The organism is Odoribacter sp., from assembly GCF_985060555.1.
The window spans coordinates 1-20487 of record NZ_CFKYFN010000043.1; the positions used below are offsets into that span (position 1 = coordinate 1).

14 protein-coding genes are annotated in these 20487 nt (G+C 41.0%); 2 read left to right on the forward strand and 12 right to left on the reverse strand.

From position 1 onward, the window contains the following. Both AC5RDS_RS05720 and AC5RDS_RS05725 read left to right on the forward strand, forming a co-directional pair. A partial coding sequence (locus AC5RDS_RS05720; RefSeq protein ID WP_494222257.1) for an RloB family protein occupies nt 1-507 on the forward strand: 507 nt, incomplete at its 5' end. A gap of 205 nt (nt 508-712) precedes the next feature. Continuing rightward, nucleotides 713-1243, forward strand: a complete 531-nt coding sequence (locus tag AC5RDS_RS05725; protein ID WP_118104736.1) for an RNA polymerase sigma-70 factor — start codon at nt 713-715, stop codon at nt 1241-1243. Here AC5RDS_RS05725 and AC5RDS_RS05730 read toward each other — a convergent pair whose 3' ends face one another. The 12 genes from AC5RDS_RS05730 to AC5RDS_RS05785 form a co-directional block, all read right to left on the reverse strand. Beyond that, nucleotides 1244-2245: a hypothetical protein gene (locus AC5RDS_RS05730; RefSeq protein WP_041556200.1), complete on the reverse strand. Its 1002-nt coding sequence runs from the start codon at nt 2243-2245 to the stop codon at nt 1244-1246. Between the two features lie 7 nt (nt 2246-2252). After that, nucleotides 2253-2801 carry a hypothetical protein gene (locus AC5RDS_RS05735; RefSeq protein WP_306450481.1) on the reverse strand — a complete coding sequence of 183 codons (549 nt, stop codon included), beginning with the start codon at nt 2799-2801 and terminating at the stop codon, nt 2253-2255. 4 nt (nt 2802-2805) lie between these two features. Beyond that, entirely contained in the window at nt 2806-3813 is a 1008-nt protein-coding gene (locus AC5RDS_RS05740; protein WP_083813694.1) for a BF3164 family lipoprotein, read from the reverse strand. Between the two features lie 90 nt (nt 3814-3903). Beyond that, nucleotides 3904-4239, reverse strand: a complete 336-nt coding sequence (locus tag AC5RDS_RS05745; protein WP_013610442.1) for a hypothetical protein — start codon at nt 4237-4239, stop codon at nt 3904-3906. Between the two features lie 325 nt (nt 4240-4564). Continuing rightward, nucleotides 4565-7255 (reverse strand): TonB-dependent receptor, encoded by a 2691-nt coding sequence (locus AC5RDS_RS05750; protein ID WP_118104735.1) that lies wholly within the window; start codon nt 7253-7255, stop codon nt 4565-4567. A 13-nt stretch (nt 7256-7268) separates the two neighbouring features. After that, nucleotides 7269-9566 carry a GH92 family glycosyl hydrolase gene (locus AC5RDS_RS05755; protein WP_087394017.1) on the reverse strand — a complete coding sequence of 766 codons (2298 nt, stop codon included), beginning with the start codon at nt 9564-9566 and terminating at the stop codon, nt 7269-7271. Between the two features lie 20 nt (nt 9567-9586). After that, entirely contained in the window at nt 9587-11884 is a 2298-nt protein-coding gene (locus tag AC5RDS_RS05760) for a GH92 family glycosyl hydrolase (protein WP_229032348.1), read from the reverse strand. A gap of 36 nt (nt 11885-11920) precedes the next feature. Beyond that, nucleotides 11921-13015, reverse strand: coding sequence for a thioredoxin family protein (locus AC5RDS_RS05765; RefSeq protein WP_046404811.1), 1095 nt, complete (start codon nt 13013-13015; stop codon nt 11921-11923). 155 nt (nt 13016-13170) lie between these two features. Continuing rightward, nucleotides 13171-14721 carry a PKD-like family lipoprotein gene (locus AC5RDS_RS05770; RefSeq protein ID WP_182400525.1) on the reverse strand — a complete coding sequence of 517 codons (1551 nt, stop codon included), beginning with the start codon at nt 14719-14721 and terminating at the stop codon, nt 13171-13173. A gap of 26 nt (nt 14722-14747) precedes the next feature. Further along, nucleotides 14748-15563 carry a DUF4843 domain-containing protein gene (locus AC5RDS_RS05775; RefSeq protein WP_022161344.1) on the reverse strand — a complete coding sequence of 272 codons (816 nt, stop codon included), beginning with the start codon at nt 15561-15563 and terminating at the stop codon, nt 14748-14750. A gap of 11 nt (nt 15564-15574) precedes the next feature. Further along, a complete protein-coding gene (locus AC5RDS_RS05780; RefSeq protein WP_215658114.1) occupies nt 15575-17053 on the reverse strand; it encodes a RagB/SusD family nutrient uptake outer membrane protein in 1479 nt (492 codons plus the stop codon). 24 nt (nt 17054-17077) lie between these two features. Beyond that, a complete protein-coding gene (locus tag AC5RDS_RS05785) occupies nt 17078-20416 on the reverse strand; it encodes a SusC/RagA family TonB-linked outer membrane protein (RefSeq protein ID WP_113028009.1) in 3339 nt (1112 codons plus the stop codon). Nucleotides 20417-20487: the final 71 nt, after the last annotated feature.

The following is a 20487-nucleotide window of genomic DNA, read 5'->3' on the forward strand; positions in this document are numbered from 1 at the left end:
ATGAAGCCAAACTTCTTTGTTTTCTGTGAAGGGGAGTCTGAGGTTGCCTATATCAGTCACCTCCGTTCACAATACCGTGCGCCTATTCAGATTATCCCAAGAAAGAGCGATTCGAACATATCCGTTCGGTATATAGAGAATTGCAAACGGGAATATGTTGCAACCCAAAATGATAAAACATTTCTAATGTTTGACCTAGATGTAAACGGAATGCTGGAACACCTGCAAAGTATTCCAGATGTAGTATTGCTGGTGTCGAATCCGTGTATTGAGTTGTGGTATTTGCTACACTTTGAGGAGTGTCATGCCGAACTAACTCAAAACGCTTGCATAAAAAAACTGAAAAGACATCTTGAACACTACACAAAGGGAACTTTGGCATTAAATGAGAAACAGCAACTGTCCGAAAAGACATCAAAAGCAACAGCAAGAGCCAAGGTGTTGAAGACATATAATAATCCATCAACTACCATCTATAAAATGATAGAATTGCTGGAAAGTTCGTAATTTGAAGATTATGAAGAATAGAGAAATAACATCAGCTATTACCAGAGAATTTACGAGAGATACAGACTAAACAATAATGAGAGTTTGTGTTTTACATTGGAAAATAAAGGCTTGTAAATCTCAAAAAAACAATCAAAAATGTATATTTGCAAAAACGTTTATTTATTTTATCCGTTTCAATTTTTAGACGAACGTTTTTCACAGGATGTTGACCAATAGCCAAGGATTTAAAAGATTTTTCGAGCTCTATTTCGAACCCGTATACCGTTTTGTCCGGAAATATACGGAAGAAGATGCTATTGCCCGGGACATTACACAGGATACATTTATCCGGCTTTATGAGCGCAGAAGGGATTTCGACGTGCCTGAAAAAGCAAAATCTTTTATCTATATCACAGCCCGGAATCTCTGTCTGGATCATCTTAAACACCAGAAAATAAAACAACAATACCAACAGACACAATCGGTATCAGAGGCCAAAGACCCGGATTTTTTACATGAAATCACCTATCAGGAAACTTTGCGGATTCTCCATCAAGCTATCGATACTCTTCCCCCTCAAACCCGAAAAATCATTTTATTGGGTCTGAACGGAAAAAACAACAACGAAATCGCCGAAGCCCTGAACATTTCGGTCAACACGGTAAAATCCCTGAAAAAAAGTGCCTACACCAGTTTGAGGGGGCAATTGAAAGATCCCATGCTCTTCCTGCTTTTCTTATTAATCGATAGTTAATCAGCAATCACAACGTATATATAATAATTGATACTGATTTTTAGAATCAACACCTAAAGCATATATCTGATTTTCTCCATCTCCGCAAAGACCATATATCTCATAATCTTTGGGAAAGTCATAGCGATATCGGGGACGTCCTTCCCAGGTCCAAAATAATAAATAGCGTTGCCCGTTATTTTGATAGAGAGTAATGATGTATTTTTCTGAATCTATTGACAATCCCGGGAAAAAATAAAAAACCAACTGCCTCTCCAGATTGAGTTGGTCTTGAAAGGTAAGCAAAGTGTGAGGAATCGAAATTCTTTTTACGGGTTTTATCGTAAAGCGATCTACATCTATCAAATCGAACAATTGATAATATTTTCTGAAAACTGCAAATCTGTTTCTGTTCTTTTGCTTGATAATAAACGCGTCATTCCAATAGTCGGGAGAGAGTAAAGTCATTTCCTTTTCTGTAGGAGGATAACAGGAAGTTGAAGGATAAAAAGCCTGATGAGACTGTTCATATACACCATATCGTGTTTTTTTTGTCGTAGTCTGACCGAAAAAATAAGTTGCTGTTTCATCTGTCGGATAAACACTAACAAAATAATAGTCGTCTAACCAGTTAAAAGAATCCTTGTTTCTGATACGAAAAGAATAAGTCGCGACCTCTTTGATCGTATCGCGAATTAGTATATCCATCCTGCATTTCCTGGCCAATTGAATACTTGTTACCATACTATCATTCAGTTTGTATAATAAATGGGCACCATCGACATTCTTATATTGGGAAAGTATCTTTCCGGGAATATGATAGGTATGAAGAACTGTCCCACGCATTGCATGACACCTGTCCCATACAACATAATCTTTAAGCATAACCATTGAAACCGTATTACTCAAGATATCGATATCTGTCGTATATACAGGCAATAATTCCAAAGTACCTTTATCGCTGAACTGACTTAAAAACGGATTAGAAAAAGAACAACCAGTCAATACTAACACCGGAATCATAATGTATCTAAATATCATTTTCCGCTCGATCGATTTCATTTTTATACAGGGTAGCTATTTTATTTGAAATAATAGGGTTACCTATTACTACAATTTTTCCGTTAGGATCGATTAAAAATGTGTTCAACAATTTATTATCTGGCAATTTATTCATTTTTATATAATGATTTTCAGGATCATATATAATGGGCTGTGTAAAATGAATGGATCTTTCATTCATGATTTCAAAAGATGAATATATCTCAGCATAAATAAAACACAGAAACCTTACCTTATCTGGTGGGAATTGTGATAAAAGTTGTTTCCATTTTATAAGATCTTCAACGCAAGCATAACAATCCCCATAAATATAAGTTGTGATTCTATAAATTGAATCACTCGTATATTTAGCAGGATTTTGAAGATAAATCGAATCACTACATTGCTTAATTAAAATATGCTGAGGTAATTTAAGTTGTCTATTTAAATATCGATTAACAAATTGAGTATATTCTTTTGTCGAAGTTTGGCATGAAATACAGGATATAAACAACAAAATACAAATGTTTAGCTTCATTACTTTAAAGTTTAAAATGAATCAAATTGTAATTTTCTCCAATTAAAGCGATACCATAAAAATTTAATGAATCATCTCCAGTAAAATTTAATAAATGACAGGGAAGTTTATAACTATTCAAAGGGTTTCCATCCCAATCAAAGGTCAGAATAAACTCCGAATGATCTTGTTTGTATAAAGCACACACATACTTCGATAAACCGACAAGTTTAGAGGTGAAGACACGATTGGGTGTGCCTTTTTCACTCGGTCTATATACCCCGGACACCATTTTCCATTTAAAATGTGTAAAAATATTTCTTTTCACTAATATCAGTGAGTCATTTTTTATTTCTAAAATATCGATTATGTGGTGTTTATCTTTAAAAGCCATATACTTCTTCATTCCAGGGTGACGAACAATATGACTGTAATATATTCTAGATTTTCCGTTCAAGGTCAGATTGTCATTCACCCCTTTAGGATAAGATATAAAGGGCCTTAACATTTTACTGTTACGATTATATAAAGCATAGTTTTTTTCTAAATTACCAGTTCCTGTAACAAAATAAATCGAGTCGTTTCCATAGTGGACATCTAGCATAAAATGATTGGTCGGATAGGAAGGTAAAAAAATGATGGTATCATTACTTAATTGCAAAAACATCAATTTGGCAAGAGTCCTGTCAAATATGAAAAGAATACTATCATTAATTTTTTCTAAACCGTATCCTTCAGTAAATTCATTATTTCCTCTTCCCCTTTTACCAAAATTATTTTTTTTATAATGAATTAAATCTATGGATGAAAAAATAGTATCTCCCGTAAATTGTGAATAAATAATTTTATCTTTCATTTTGACCATGCTAGGTATAAAATCCACAACCAAATCGGTAGAATCCAGCACGGTAATTTCAATATCATGAGAAGGTATGAAATTTTTTAAAAAGTTGTTTTTTGTATTCTGAGATCTATTGCATGAGAAAAGCAGGAATAAATGACAGAGTAAGATAAAATATGGACTCTTCATCATACTAGGTATTTTAATCAAAATATCAAATAAAGTTCTGAACACATAGTAATAAATACTCTATATCCAGAACATACTATATTTCTCTATAAACTAATAACAATTTAATCCTACATCTATTGCATGTTTTTCAACCCAACCTCTTCCTTGATAACCAGGGCAAAAATGGCTTTGTCCATCATTAATATATCCTGTTTTATTTCCAGGATTATTGGGATCGGCAGGTACGCTATAATCATAATATAGACAGCCATGTTCTTCTTCCGGACATTTAACACAAATGCATGAATATTCACCTGCAGCAGAAGCAGAACTTGCTTCCAATAAAGTCTTCAAATTGACTTTATTTTCATGATCAGCTGTTAAACGAGATTCAACCATATTTATTATGGTTAGGATAAATAAAATTCCTAATAAATATTTTTTCATAATATTGTAATTTATAATTCTCTCAATATTCTCACTCATTTATACAATATAATCTTCACCTAGTGATAATTATAACAATATATTTACTTACATGATAGCCTCTCTTTCTTTTTACGTTATTTTCTCCTGAATTCCCATCAGTTTGTTTTCAATTTTTACACCATCAGGTGATATTCAGCAATAAAGATCAGTTTAATTATTGGGAAAATGAAACATTTGACACAAAGTTTTGTCCTATATTTGTCCCATGAATTGTTAAATCTGGCCAGAAAAACTCAATATCATGCAAAGAAAATTCGAATAAAGAATGCAGTTAGCGGGTCCTTTATTTTTTTTCAATCCGGTCAAAACGGTAAGAGAAGGAAAGCATATAATAATCCTGCGTACTGGTCGAACTATTCATCCGGGTATACAAATCGGTCACGGAATAGTGCACCTGACTGCGGTCACGGAAGATATCGTTGGCCCGGAATACCAATTCGGCCTGTTTCTTTTTACCGAATTTCTTACCCAATTCAAGGTTCAGACGATTATTCGACCGGCTGGTCACTGTCCCTGTTTTGTTCCAATAATAAGTATAAAAATAGTCTCCTCCCACAAAAAAACCTTTCCAGAAAAGCCACCTGCAATTGGCCATTACCGTCTCTTCGAGATTCTGAGCTTTACCGGTGGATGAATTCCGGGAATGGGAATAGCTTGTAGCATGCCGGCAATAAAAGTCGAAATTCTCCGATAAGTCGGTATTGACGCCGATACTGATTTGTCCCCGATGCATCTGAGTGACATTCTGCTGATCATCGTAAATCGAGGGTTGATGCGAATAACTGTAATCTCCCCCGAAATCCAAATGGATTTTTTTCACCGGCATCGAATAATTGGTATGTACATTCATACTCCACATCCCATTCAAATTCACCGGCATGGTCAACGAACCTCCCTTCGACACCAAATATCCATCGATCAAGGTGTCTTTACCGATAAATTTTACATTGGAAGAGATCTGATTGATCGTCTGCTGTACATCGAAATTAGCCCAGAAAAACCGGGAATTCATCGGTTCCGAACTGGTATACCTCATCGAAAGATGATGCGAATAAGACTTTTTCAATCCAGGATTTCCCTTAGATACTTGTAAGGGATTGCTGACATTCAATACATCCTGCAATTGCACGGCCGACGGAGAAGAAGTATTTCCATTGTAGTTGACACTGACATTCCGTTTCTCACTCATCCGGTAGGATAGCTCTGCCCGGGGTGAAATATCGAGATAGTTGGATCCGACCAAAGAATCGGGTTTTCCGATAAACCTGTTCCGGTTTTCCATCTGCATCAGACGCAACGAACCTCCCCCGTTCAGCGTAACTTTCTCTTTATGATAATTATAATTTACCCCGAAATTCTGACTGACTTGTTTATTGATCGATTTATTCGTTAAGGCCGTATCTATCCCGATCAGCTCTTCGAATACGGCATCCCGGTAAGCCAGGCTATGCCGGTCCGACTGATCTTTACTCGTCAGGAAATGATAATTGAAGCTAATACGCGCAAACTTCGTCAAAGGCTCGGAATAAGACAATCCGGTACCCATTGAATAGTTTATCCGTTCATTATCGTTTTTCTGAAAACGCAAACTATCTCCCCGCTCGGTTATTTTCTCGTGTATATGCTGATAATCACCGGAATTCGATTCATTATACCCTCCACTGAATTGAAACGTCAAGGTACGTCCTGTCTTTTTAAAAGCATGCATCCACGAGAAATTACCTCCTGCCCGTTTACTATCGTTTTTATTGATGGCTTTCGTTTCTGTTCGATTTAAGGTATCCCCGTTTTCCATACTGCTATTCCAGGACAAACTCTCCTGATTTCCCCGGGAAATAGTAAAATCGGGATTGAACCGGATCCGGTTCTTGTCATTGATCTTGTAATCCAGACTAAAATTAACTCCATGACTTTGATTATCCGAGTTCGAATGACTCTCATTATCGTACACGCGGCTTTCATAATTCCCGGTAGGCAAATATTCCTGACGGGAAAGGGAAGCAGAATTATTTACGTTCGCGTTCCAACGGTAATTTCCGCTCACCTGCAGTTTCTTATTGATCTGTGACGAATAATTACCCCAAAGTCCATGGTTCTTATTTTTGTTCCCTTCATCCCGGTAACGGGCATCCGGCAAGTCGTTCAAGGCCATCCGGCCGGCATTTCCGCTAAAAGTAATCTTTCGTTTCCGGTCGAATAAATTCAACGATACAGAAGCAGAATAGGATTTATCTTTCACCTTTTCCAGCCCATAAGCCAGTTCGCCGCGTCCGAACACCTTCATCTGGTTGGGATTCCGGGTTTCGATATTCAATGTACGTGATTTACTCCCATCGTCATAACCCGAGAATTTAGCCTCCTCACTTTTATCATCGTACATTTTTATACGGGCAACGAGTTTAGCCGGAAGATTCTTCAAAGCTGCAGCAGGATCATTGATCGCATATTCCATCCCATCGATGGTGATTTTTTTCACTTCCTGCCCCTGGGCCATAATTTTCCCGTCTACAATCTCGAAACCCGGCAATTTCTTCAACAGTTTTTCCAGATCGGCATCTTCAGCCAAGTGGACAGCCGCCGCATTGAACTGTAAGGTATCTCCTTTCTGCACAGTGAGCGGAGGCCGTGCCGATACCACCACTTCGTCGAGAATAAGTGCTTTCAGGGAAATGTCCCCGACAGCAGTATGTCCTTCCAACACAACTTTTTGTTCCAACGGCCGGAAACCGACAAAAGAGACTTTCAGCCACTGTTCGCCAGCCGGTAATTTCCCGACATCGAATTTTCCCAGCGAATCTGTAACAGCTACCAAAATTCGCTTTATCCCTAAAAAAATATGAGCGCCAGGGAGAGGCTTCCCATCCTCTCCGCTGACCACTCTGCCCGATAAACGGCAAGAGACCGAATCCGACAATACCTGAGCCTTTAAACTGCCTCCCAAGCACAGCAGACAAAGCAACCATACTATCTTCATCGTCCTCTGTCTTTTATCGTTTTTCTGAAACAGAGGGAGGGACCGCCCGTTCGGCCACACCTCGTTTATAATTCGGACGGCTGCTCATCACAAAGTGTAAATCCGCTCCATCCTTAATATCATTATAGGTTATATACGACTTATCGTACTTCTTCCCGTTCAGATATACTTCTTTCACAAACACATTTTTAGCCGACCAATTCTTGGTAGTCATCCGAAGATGTTTACCGTTGCTCATCTTCATATCGACCGCAGCAAGCCCGGGAGAACCCAGATTATACACATTGCTGGACGGAGCTGTCGGATAGAATCCCATGGTATTGAATATATACCAGGCCGACATCTGTCCGCAATCGTCATTTCCACTGAGTGCATCCGGCTTATTCCCATAAAAGGTATCCATGATATAACGCACCTTCTCCTGGCATTTCCAGGGTTGTTTCAGGTAATTATAGAAATACAGGATCTGATGGCAAGGCTCATTACCATGCCAGTAAGCCCCTACCCGTCCCTGAATATCGTGTGCCCCGGGGATATTATCGGCCATCTGGGTAACGAACATCGAATCGAGGCGTTCCCGGAGCAAATCTTCTCCGGCTTCATTGATATACCCCTGCACATCATGAGGAACATACCAGGTGTACTGTAAGGTGAAACCTTCGGTAATATCCCCCCAGCCATTGACAGATCCCGGACCTTGATAAGCGATCGGAGCGAAAGGAGTGCGCCAGTTGCCTTTACTATCCCGGCCACGCATATATTTCGTCCCGGGATCGATCAGGTTTTTATAAGATAAAGCCCGCTTCATGAAAAATTCATAATCTTCGGTTTTTCCAAGCTTTTGAGCCACCTGAGCAATACAATAATCGTCATAGGCATATTCGAGGCTCTTGGATACCGATTCTTTCTCCTTATCGAAAGGGACCCAACCTAACTCGGTATATTCCGGCAGACAATCATAGTTGGGATTAGTCGCCGTAGTCTTCATCGCCTCGTAAGCCCGTTCATAATCGAATCCCTTCACATCTTTCATGATGGCATCGGCAATCACCGATACAGCATGATATCCGATCATACACCAGGTTTCGTTGCCATAAAACGACCAGACCGGCAACATATGTTCGACACTCTTGTCATAATGGGCCAGCATCGAGTTGACGATATCGGCATTGATATCCCGTTGCACCAGATTGAATAAGGGATGTAATGCCCGGTAAGTATCCCACAAAGAAAAGACGGTATAATTGGTAAAACCCTCTGCCTGACCGATATTTTTATCCAACTCTCTAAACTTCCCGTCTGCATCCTGAAAGATAAAGGGATGCAGGAAAGCATGATAGACCGACGTATAAAAAGTCTCCCTCTGTTCGGGCGTAGCCTCGATCTTAAATTTCGACAACTGCCCTTCCCACAGTTTTTCGCCTTCAGCTTTCAGGCTTGCAAAAGTTTTTCCTTCCAATTCCTGCATATTCAGTTTCGCCCCATCACTGCTCACTGCCGAGACAGCGGTCTTCACCGTAACCACTTCTCCCTGACGGGTCGGGAAACGCATCCAGAAACGCAGGTCTTTTCCCCAGGCTTCGAGACTACTCCGGAAACGGTTAGTATTGTATTTCACCGGAATAGTATCCTGCATAATTCCAAAATCCCGGAAAGGTTTAGAAAATACAGCCGTAAAATAAACATGCCGTTCCGGTCCCCACCCTTTTACCAATTTATAACCGACAAGGGTCGAATCGTTCTCCACCCGAAGATTGCTCCAGGGACAACTCTGCCACAAGGTATGGTTCATGTCCAGCAGGATAAAAGAACTGTCCGACTCGGGATAGGTAAACTGCAGGATTCCGCTTCTAATCCCTGAAGTCATTTCTGCTTTTACCCCATAATCCAGCAGGTCTACGCCATAATAGCCGGGACTGGCCCATTCCTGTTCATGGCTATAGCGGGAACGATAACCGGTATCCGGATTTTCATGCGTCCCCGGAGTGAAATGAATCTTTCCGGTCCCGGGCATGAACAAAAAATCGCCCAAATCGGGGATACCGGTTCCGCTTAGGTGAGTCAGGCTAAAACCCAACAGCGTTTTATGATCGTATTTATATCCGGCTGCCGCATCGTAATAATCGGCATCCGTATCCGGGCTGATCTGAATACCTCCGAAAGGAATTTGTGCCCCGGGATAGGTATTTCCATACCCCGAAGTACCCACCAGCGGCCGTACATAAGAAATCAAAGGCTGTTGCTGTGCACTCACCGTCGCAAAAGCCAACAATCCGCCGACGGTAACCATAAATTGCAATACTTTTTTCATATAAAACATTTTATCCGTTTCTATTTCGTCATCGAATAGGGCTTTTGTTCTTCGGTGAACACTCTTTTCTTATTCGGCGTACTGCTCATTTCAAAAAAGAGCTCTCCACCGTTACAAATATCCTGATGAGTCAGATAAGCTTTATCGTATTCCCGTCCATTCAGTTTCACCGATTTGACATAACGGTTTTTAGCACTGACTTTCGGAGCTTTGATCACCAGATCTTTCCCATTTTCCAAATGTACGGTCATTTCCTTCAGATAAGGAGCTCCCAGTACATACTGGTCGGATCCGGGACATACGGGATAGAATCCCATAGCCGTAAAAATATACCAGGCGGACATCTGCCCGCAATCATCGTTACCACACAACCCGTCGATATTATTGCGATACATCCGATCCATAATTTCCCGCAGGCGGTATTGGGTTTTCCAAGGTTGAGAAGTCCACATATACAGATAAGGAATATGCTGGCTGGGTTCGTTACCATGCACATAATTACCCATCAAACCTTCTTTGGTAATATCCTCGGTATTTTCGTAGTATTTTGCCGGCAATTCCATGGTAAACAAAGAATCCAACCGCTCGATAAAGCGTTTGTCTCCTCCCATAAAAGCCTTCAGGCCATTCACATCCTGAGGTACATAAAAAGAGTAATTCCAGGAATTACCTTCGATAAACCCTTGGCCATGAGTATCCAGCACATCGAATTTTTCCTTCATCTGTCCGGCAGCATTCTTCGGCCGGATAAAACCCAAACGCTCGTCCACCAGATGTTTATAGGCTCCGGCCCGCTTCAGGTAAGTATCGGCCACTTCCCGGTCGCCCATTTTCTTCGCCATATGATAGATCGCCCAATCGTCATAACCATACTCCAGGGTGACCGATGCCGAACTACCGCTCTTTTCCATCGGCACATACCCCAATTCCATATACTCTTTCAATCCTTCGAGGTATGGAACGGTAGAAGTACTCACGACAGCTTCCAGGGCCAGTTTTTCATCCATCGGAATACCTTTCACGTAAGCATCGGCTATGACCGAAGCCCCATGATATCCGATCATACACCAGTTTTCATTGGCCATATGCGACCAGATAGGAAGCAAACCATGTACACTCTGCCGATAATGAGCCAGAAACGATGCCACGATATCTTTACTACGTGACGGATAGAACAAATTGAACAAAGGGTGCAGAGCCCGGTAGGTGTCCCAAACAGAAAATACCGTATAATTCGTGAACTGATCCGCCTGATGGATCTCCTGATCCAATCCCCGGTAAGAACCGTCATGATCCATATACACCGATGGATTGATCATGGTGTGATACATGGAAGAATAAATATTACAAACCTGATCATAATCCCCCTTTACATCGATCACACTCAACGCATCTTCCCATTTCTGTCCGGCCTGCGCACACAACTGCCCGAAATTTTTACCCGCAGTCTCGATCCGCAGATTATTCAATGCACCGCTGGCACTCACCGGTGAAAGTGCAACTTTCACCTCCAAAGGCGTTCCGTCCGACAAGTCGAAATCAAAATAAGCCACGACATTCCGTCCTCCGATTTCGGGAAAATTGCGGTAGATATCGAATTTCCGCCACATTCCGTTATACAGCATCGGTTTCATCTCTTTATATCCGTAACCCCGGATCGGTTTTGAGAAAGTAATCGCAAAATAGGTGTAGTTCACCCGGGCCCAACCATTTGTAATCCGGTAACCGGTCAGCAAAGTATCGTTTTCTACCCTCAGATTGGCCCAAAGCACTTTTCCGTCGTAATTATAAATACCATGTTTCAGATCGAGGAGGATATGTCCGTCTCCTTTCGGGAAAGTATATCTATGTATCCCTACCCGTTCGGTGGCTGTCAATTCTGCCTTCACCCCATAATCCTCGAGCATCACGGAATAATAACCCGGCCAGGCTTTTTCTGTGGCATGTGAAAAACGGGAACGATATCCGCTATCGGGGTTTTCAGCCGTTCCCGGGTTAAATTTAATATCTCCGGTTACCGGCATAATCAGGATATCGCCTAAATCCGAATGCCCGGTTCCGTTAAAGTGCGTATGACTAAACCCTACAATAGAACTATCCCGGTGCTGATAGCCGGCACAATACTCGTATACCCGCGGTTGATAGGTTCCGTTTATATTATGCGGAATCGTATCGGTATCCGGACTGAGCTGTACCAACCCATGAGGTACGCAGGCCCCCGGGAAAGTATGCCCCATGCCGTTCGTGCCGATCAACGGATCCACATAATCGATTTTCTTCTGACCGTTTACCGATAATCCGCATATCAATAACGCCATTGTAAGTAAGTTTCTATTCATCTATCAAAAATTATTTCAGTTTTGTTTATTATGATGTTTCAAATATTCCAAAACAAATTTGAAGGTGTTTTTTGCCGGTTCGTCTTTCGCCTGAGCATATAGTTTTTCTCCCAAAGCAATGTATCTCGCCCTATCGGCCGGCGAAGCCTCGGCTACAATCCGGTCGCAAAACTGAATATAAGGAATTTCCTTGGTCTTGAATTTCGGAAATTCAGTTTCACAAACCGAAATCAACTCTTCCACCCCCTTCTTCAAAGCCGTTTTCGCCACCGTTACATAGGCTTGCAATTCCTCGTTCGTGTTCAGCTTCAAAGCTGCAATCTCACGTCCCAAAGCGGTAAGCTGTTTTTCAGTCCATATTTTTTCTTTCTGCGAAAGGACTTTCAAAAGCTTTTCGGTATACCGTTTATCCAATTCCTGTTCCACCTTTTCCTTACCGACCGTTTTATTGAAACGCTTGTGATTTTTCAACAGCCAGGCTTCATTAGCCGAACCTTCCGGAGTCAGTTTCGGATTGCTGAAAACAAACCAATAGGCCTCTTCCACCTTCTCTTTATCACTCAGCGTATTTATCAACTCGGCAGCAACGGCCTCCATCGCCGGATCATAATACCGAATCAGCATTTTCAGGTACTTCACCATAAATACTTGTTCCCGGTTACCGCTTTCATACTTCGCTTTCAAAGAACCATAAGCTTTCTCTTCATCGAAACTCTCTTCTATACGTTCGATGATCTCGTCCACACTATACGAACCGATTACTTTATGAAGTAACCGGCCTTCTGCATCCAACACCAAAAAAGTCGGATAAGCCCGTACCTCAAACCGTTTCCCCAATTCAGGCCCCTCTCCTTTTTCCATATCATACTTTACACAGATAAACTTCGGATTGAAATAATCTCCGGCTTTTTTCTGCGGAAACACATTTTGAGTCATATTCTTACAAGGCCCACACCAGGAAGTATAACAATCCATAAACACGTACTTCTGCTCACTCTTCGCCTTGTCCAATGCTTCCCTAAAACTCAGGTGTTCAAAATTCACCCCATCCTGTGCAAAGCTAACCAAGCTTATCCATAAAAATGCAATAAAAAGGAATATTTTTTTCATACTATTTTTCATCTATACCATTATACTATGTTTCCGGTATCCGACAGTTTATCGATCCACAAACCTCAAATCCCAACCTCCAATACACCATCGGTACCGGAAACGACACGGCAGAATTTTAATTCATGCCCTCAAAAGACCACCCACTAACACATTTACAAAACTGCCCTCCAACTCATATTTTTCACTTTGGTCAAACCTTTCCAAACTGCCGTCGGATCTGCTTTCAACTCTACCTTATCCGGATTATTGCCCACATAATATTTCCGTAAAGTTCCTCCTTCGGCAGTATTGTAAGTAGCGATAAACAAGGCATCTTTCATCGGTTCCATCGTCAGATCGAATTTCAACATCGTAATCTGATCCGTTGTTTCCAAAGGGATGGTTTCTACCCGTTCATTCCCCTTGTCGTAATTATAAGCATATAAAACATTGTTCTTTACATAAAACAAAACCGAACGGGTCGAAGAGAAAGCATAGAAATCTGCCGTCAAAATATCCGAAGCGACATTAGAAGTTATCTCATACATACTCTTAGTCTCCATATTGTTCACATAAAACTTGTAGATATACGCATTCGTTCCATCCCCCATAAGTGCGAATGAATTTCCGTCGCATACCCACACTTTCGCTTCATTCCAGGTATTTTCCCCATATATCAATGTACGCCCTGTACCTTTTTGATCCCAAGGGAATACATCCGTACTTTTCTGTTCCAATGTATCAGAATAAGGATATAAATAACTCTCTGTCTTATAAAAACGATTGGTCTCTCCGGAATACCAAATAAACTTTTTAAAAGATTGAATACTATAAAAAAGATATTCACTGGCAGGAATGTATTTAGTCATATCAGTCTTCAAACAGTTCAAAGGAAAAGAATACATACCATATGCCAGGATAGATAAAGAGGTGTAAAACAACTTACCGTTACTACATACAACAGCTCTTTGACTTTCAACTTTTCCATCTATATCACTCGGCTGCGGAACGATTGTAACCGGAATCATAGGTTCATTGTAAGACTCCAGTAAAAAATTATCGAATACATTGGACTCGGAACCCTGTAAGGTTTCCCGGTCTAAATAATAAGAACCCGATTCAGTAAGTACCCAAATCTGTCTGTAATCTTCACCTTGCTTACCAGTATGCAAGAACGAAACAGGACCATGCAAAGTAGGTAATCCACTGTTTTTCAGAATATCCTTAAGAATCAGTGTATCTATACCCGCCATAGAAATCATCTGTGCATCTGCATTCCCATTTGCATCTTCTCCCATCAGTAAAATTCCCCGGGAATAAGGAGTCCCGACAGTCACCGTAAATTGCTTTTTCCACTGTACCTCTGTTACTCTATCCCGGATTTTCAAATACAAATTATAAGTTCCGGGAGCCAAAGTAACCGGATAACTGAGTACCCGATCCGTAGAAATCGTATCTTTCACATGGCTATCAGACGGAGAAAAAATCACCCACAAATATTCAAAACGATCTGTATCGGTAAGGTCTCCCTGACTCATCTCTACAAAATCTCCGACATCAATTTTTAGCGTATCAATATTCAACAATACATTGTACATGGTATTGATCTCTCCAAAGGTCACCTCGTTGATATCATGATAATCGTAATTACCTTCATCATCATAACAGGAAACTATACTTAAAAGCATAATTCCCAGCAATATATATAAAATTTGTTTCATCATATTCATTTTTATCACGGTCAAACTTACTATTCATTCGTTTCGGGATATGCCCCGTTCGCATAAACACAACCACTGACCCACATTAACCGACCATCGTTTTCCAAAATTGGTTTTTTATCGTAATAAGCTTTATTCAATATCTCCGAGAATTTCCTTGAGATCACCATTTGTTCCACCATAGTTATTTTTTGGGGATTCTGAAAATCAGCATAGGTATAGCCCAATTCCAGACATATCCGGTTCAACTTTTCGGGAGTAAAGGTGCCGAATTCCCAATCCGACCACTGTGAAGGCTTAGGCATAATATCCGTTACTAAGATTTTATGCATTGTAGCGTCGAATTGTTCAAACACAACACTCCCGCTAGTAAAACCTTCCATTTTGTCGAATTCCTTAAAAGTCAAAGAAAAATGATCGTTAGCGACCAGTTTCAGTCCTAAGGTTACCGTATCGTTTTTCATTTCAGGCTGACGGTAAAACAATACCGGAATATAAGCATAGGAACGATTCGCTTCTACCGTATATTCATCTACAAGCGCCCTATAATCGATTCCTTCCCGGGCAGTCGTACTATCCGGATTGACTACGACCCTGAAAGGACGCGGATAATCTTTTTCAGGACCGGTAATCATCACTTTGATATTAACGACCATAGTATCTTCCTGAACTTTACCGAATTCAGCCAGCGTGTAAGGCATATAGGGCCAATCCTTTTCCGAGGCATAGGAATGACCACTCTGTACAGCAAAATAAATAGCTTCTTCTCCCTCGTACGACATTAAATCCCGCTCACAAGCGATACATAAGGGAAGCAATATCCAGATATATAATAATTTTCTCATAATTCATTATTTTAGTTCAATCTCATATCGGTTTCACTATCAGGAAGTGGGATCACATAATTACTCATCGACATATCGATCCACTGTTTATCGTTATCTGTCTCGAATCTTCCGTTCGGAAGCTGTTGCTCAGCCCTCCGTTTATAGAAGAAAAACATTTGTCCTTCCCCTAAAAATTCCCGCCGGCATTCTTTTGTAATCTCCTCCATCAAGGTCGGCTCGGTTGCCACCGAGCTAGGACAATTCCGGCTATTCCGTATCCGATCCAAATACCCTTTGGCGGTTACAAAGTCATCGGTATATTCAGCAGCCAACAAATAAATCTCACTCAACCGGATCAAAGGAACCATCTTATTCAATAACTCAGCCCCACTCGTTGTTATATCTTCATATTTCCGATGATAGTCGATCAGTTTTCCGGCATTGCTATAACTTGCCCAAATATTACGACGATAATCGTTTTCAGAAGCGTAAAAAGAATAGTCTTTCCCCAATTCCAAACGTTTACCCGTGAAAGTATATATCTGGTCCAGGGTCGGCAGGAACAACTTATCCTGAATCTCTGTACCCCGGTAGGAATCATATAACGAAAACATCACTTCCGAAGAAAATACCCGGTCAGGTTTAGAAACATCGGTAGCTGCCGCATGGGTTACAAAAGGGAATATCTCCGCCCCTTCCACCTGTACTTCACGCAGAATCTCTTCGGCAGTAACCAACGCATTACTTTTATCGTGTCCCCAGGCATAAGCCCGGACCAACAAAGCTTTTACAGCATAATAATTCAACCGGAACTGACGGTAATTCAATGCATTATCTCCGATACTGTTTCCCTCGTTCCGTACCCCATCCGTCAAAACCGGATCGGACTCTTTCAGTAAATTCAGAGCAGTTTTCAAATCTCCGATCACCGACTCCAAAACAACTTCAGCAGACAGTAAAGGAGAAATCTGAGCATCGGTATTGGTTACGTAGGGGATACATTCGGCCGTTTTAGAAGTTTCATCGTAAACAGGTCCGAACAGACGCAACATATCCAAATGGAGCATCGCCCTTAAAGCCAACGCTTCACCTTTATACAAACCGTAATATACACCGGGTAAAACGTCTTGCCGTTCATCACATTTTTCGATAATGATATTACAATTCAATATCAGCGCATAAGCCTTTTCCCAGATAACCTGAAATACATCTTTGACATTCTGCTCCTCATATTTATAAGCGCCGAGCATGGAATTAAAATCAGACCCATTCCCGTATTTATAATACTGAGCCATCAAATCGATCACCCCGGCACTCAAATTCCGGCCATAAAGTGAACGATCGACCAATCCCACATATACACCGTTAATCGCTTTTTCAAATCCCTGTCTATCTTCGAAAAGCATATCTTCATTCAAACGATCGGAGGGCGTTATATCTATCCAGGAATTACAGGCACTGAAAACCAACAGGCATAAAAGCCAACCATATTTTATTTTCGTTTTCATATCTCAATCAGTTAATATTACATTTTAGAACGTCACACCTAATGAAAAGGACACCGAACGGGCAAAAGGATAACTCAGACCACGTTCATTTTTTACGGTCGAAATCCGGAAAATATCGTTCATATAAGCCCGGACAGACATCGAAGAAGCTCCGATATGTTTTAACCAGGGAGCTGTACTTTCGTATCCCAACGAAATCGATTCTCCCGACAACACATTATTATCTTCGACAAAACGGGAAGATATCGGCGTCACTTCACTGCTGGCGATAGATTTGAATTTAGCCTGATCACCGGGTTGTTTCCAACGATCGTACAATGCCCGCTTATCCAGATTTTCCCATTTCTTTGAAGAAGAAAGATTTTCTACTTTATCATAAAGGGTCTGCATAAAAATCTGCCCACCCAAACGATAGCGTAAATTAATAGAAGCAGAAAAACCTTTGTAATAGAAAGAAGTACCGATCACCCCCTCCACTTTCGGATCACTGTTTCCGACTACGACTTCATCATCGTAATTATGCACAAAAGTCTGTTCTCCGTTCTTATCCAGGAAAATTTCACGCCCGGTTGCCGGATCGATACCACAAGATCTCACCGCCCATAAATCGGAAGGACTTCCACCGTCGTAATAACGGGTCAGATTACGGTTCCGGTTATCTAAATTATATTTCGTCAATACTTCGCTCACCTCTTTATATTCCGATGTCTGATGACGCAAATTCATATTCACGGACCAAAACATATCTTCTCTACGTATGATAGAATAATTCATCGTCAGGGTTATCCCCTCGGTGATTTGTTTTCCGACATTGCGGGGAAGCGTCTTTACACCGGTCGAAGAAGCCGTACCTATCTGTACCAATAACGGGTCGGTTCTTTTATTAAAATAATCGAAATTGACCCTCAAACGATTGTCGAGGAAAATAATATCGAAACCGATATTCCGGTCCAAGGTTTTCTGCCATTCCAAATTGCGGTTTCCGAGATTCGAAACGATTGCACTCGAACCGAAAATATTCATATTGTCGGTATTATAGGTATAAATCCGGGTAGAGATATAATCATCGAAATTCTGGTTCCCGGGATTACCGATAGAAGCCCGCAGTTTCAACAAACTAATACCCTCTATATCACTGAAAAAAGCTTCTTTATGAATATTCCATCCCAAACCCACAGACCAGGTATTCGTAAACTGCCTGTCCGAACCGAACACGGAAGAACCGTCCGAACGGTAATTCACATCCAGCAAATAACGGTCGTCATAAGCATATCCGAAATTCAGGTAATAACTGACTGCCCGTTTTTTAGAATCCTGATAAGTAGCGTTACCGTCTTTCTGATAACCTAATGCAAAAGCAGGGTTGGAAAATTCATCATCGATAAAGCCCTGAACTTTATAAGCACTATTATTCGATCCATTCTGACTCAGACGCATTCCGCCGACCACATTTACCATATGTTTCTCATTAAATAATTTCCCATATGTCAAACTAAAATCACCATCATAATTCAAGTTTTGAGTATTTCTCTCTTCATAACTTCCTTTATTCGCAATATCTGCCTGACTGTTAAATTCTGTATTGAAAGGAGACCGGAATTTTTTCATCTGTTCGTTCGATTTGGTCAAGCCGAAACGTCCCCGCACCCTTAACTCATCGATCACTCTCCAGTCTACTTCAAAATTATTTGTAAAACCGGTTGTCTTGGTTTCTTCGAAATTGGTTTGGTTCATATCATACAGCGGATTATAGTAAGTTGCTGCATAGTTTTGAAACAATATTTTCTTTAACTCACCATTTTCATCGTATTTCCGGAAATAAGGATTTGCCTTGGCAAATTCAGAAAAAGCAACCGGTTCCCGATCGGCTTTCGAATAATTGATATTCAGATTATTCGTAAAAGATAATTTTCCCTTACGGTAGATCAAGCGGATATTTCCATTCATCACTTCCCGGTCAGAGCCTTTCATCACCCCTTCGGTCTTGCCATAGCTTAATCCGGCACCATACCGGAAAGTAGCGTCTCCCCCTTCAATCGAAAGCGTATGTTTATGCGTAGTAGCAAAACGCAGAGGCTCGTTCATCCAATAGGTATCTACTCCGCGAGCCACTTCTTTCATCAGGTCATTATAGATCTGATCCTGTTCTTCGTCTAAAATATTTCCCTCATCGTCTATCAAACGATAGCAACCGGCCAGGCGTTCGAAAGTCAGTTTCTCATAAGAATTCATCAGATTATAATCCGACAGATCGGCAAAAGTCAACTGCAGATTACCGTTATAGTTTACCCGAAGCGATCCCATGGCAGGTAATTTAGTCTCGACGACCACGACACCGTTAGCTGCTTTCGAACCATAAATGGCTGTAGCTGCAGCATCTTTCAATACGGTGATACTTTGTACCCGGTCCATACTCAAATCGTTGATAGTCTCCAAATCGGATTCGAATCCATCCAGAATAAACAAAGGCTGATTCGGATCGGTTTCATATTCATCGGTTAAGCCTACGATACTACTTTTACCCCGAATCTCGATATTGGGCAAATGGTTGGGGTCGGAACCGAACTCATTGTTTTCGATAATGGCAAATGAAGGATCGAGGGTCTTTAAACTCTGTAATACACTCTGATTCCCGACCATTTTGAGTTCTTTCGAAGTAAAAGTAGTCGTCGATCCGGTAAAACTCTCCTTTTTACGGGTAAAAATACCGTTCACCACCACCTCTTCCATTTCGGCAATATCGTCTTCCAGGACTATATGCAAATTTTCCTGTCCGGTATACTTCACTTCCTGTTTTTTCATACCGACGAACGAAAATACCAGGATCATATCTTTCTGATCGGGAATTTCGAATTTAAAGTTTCCTTCGGCATCCGTCACACCTCCCAGCGTAGTTCCTTTCAATATCACCGTAACCCCGGGTAGTTTTCCCCCTTTGGTATCCGACACAACTCCCTGTACCGTTCTCACTTTTTGGGGAACTGCAGGTGCCGCCGTCTTCGGTGCCGTCTTAATCAGAATTACATCATCGTCCAAACGCCAGGTCAAATGAGTACCGTCGAGCAATTGTCTCATCACTTCCTCGACTCCTGCATCCTGTACCTTCAGGTCTCTTTTCCCACATTTCCTGAGTTCATCCACCCGGTACAAAAACTGGTAATCCGAAACTTTCCGCAGTTCTTTGATAATTTCCAGTATCGACCGTTGCTCTAAATTGAGCGTCACCTTAACTTTTTGAGAAAAGCCGTTAGCACTGACTGTAAATGTTGTCAGTAAAACCAAGTAAATCCCAAGTCGCATAATCTTTAGGAATTTTAACACATACTCTCCGGGACGAAGAGCATACATTCGATTTTTTTTCATAGATTTGTATATATTTAATTAATAATGTGGACGAAAGTTCACAGGGAACGGAAGGAGGTAGGATGCCTTCC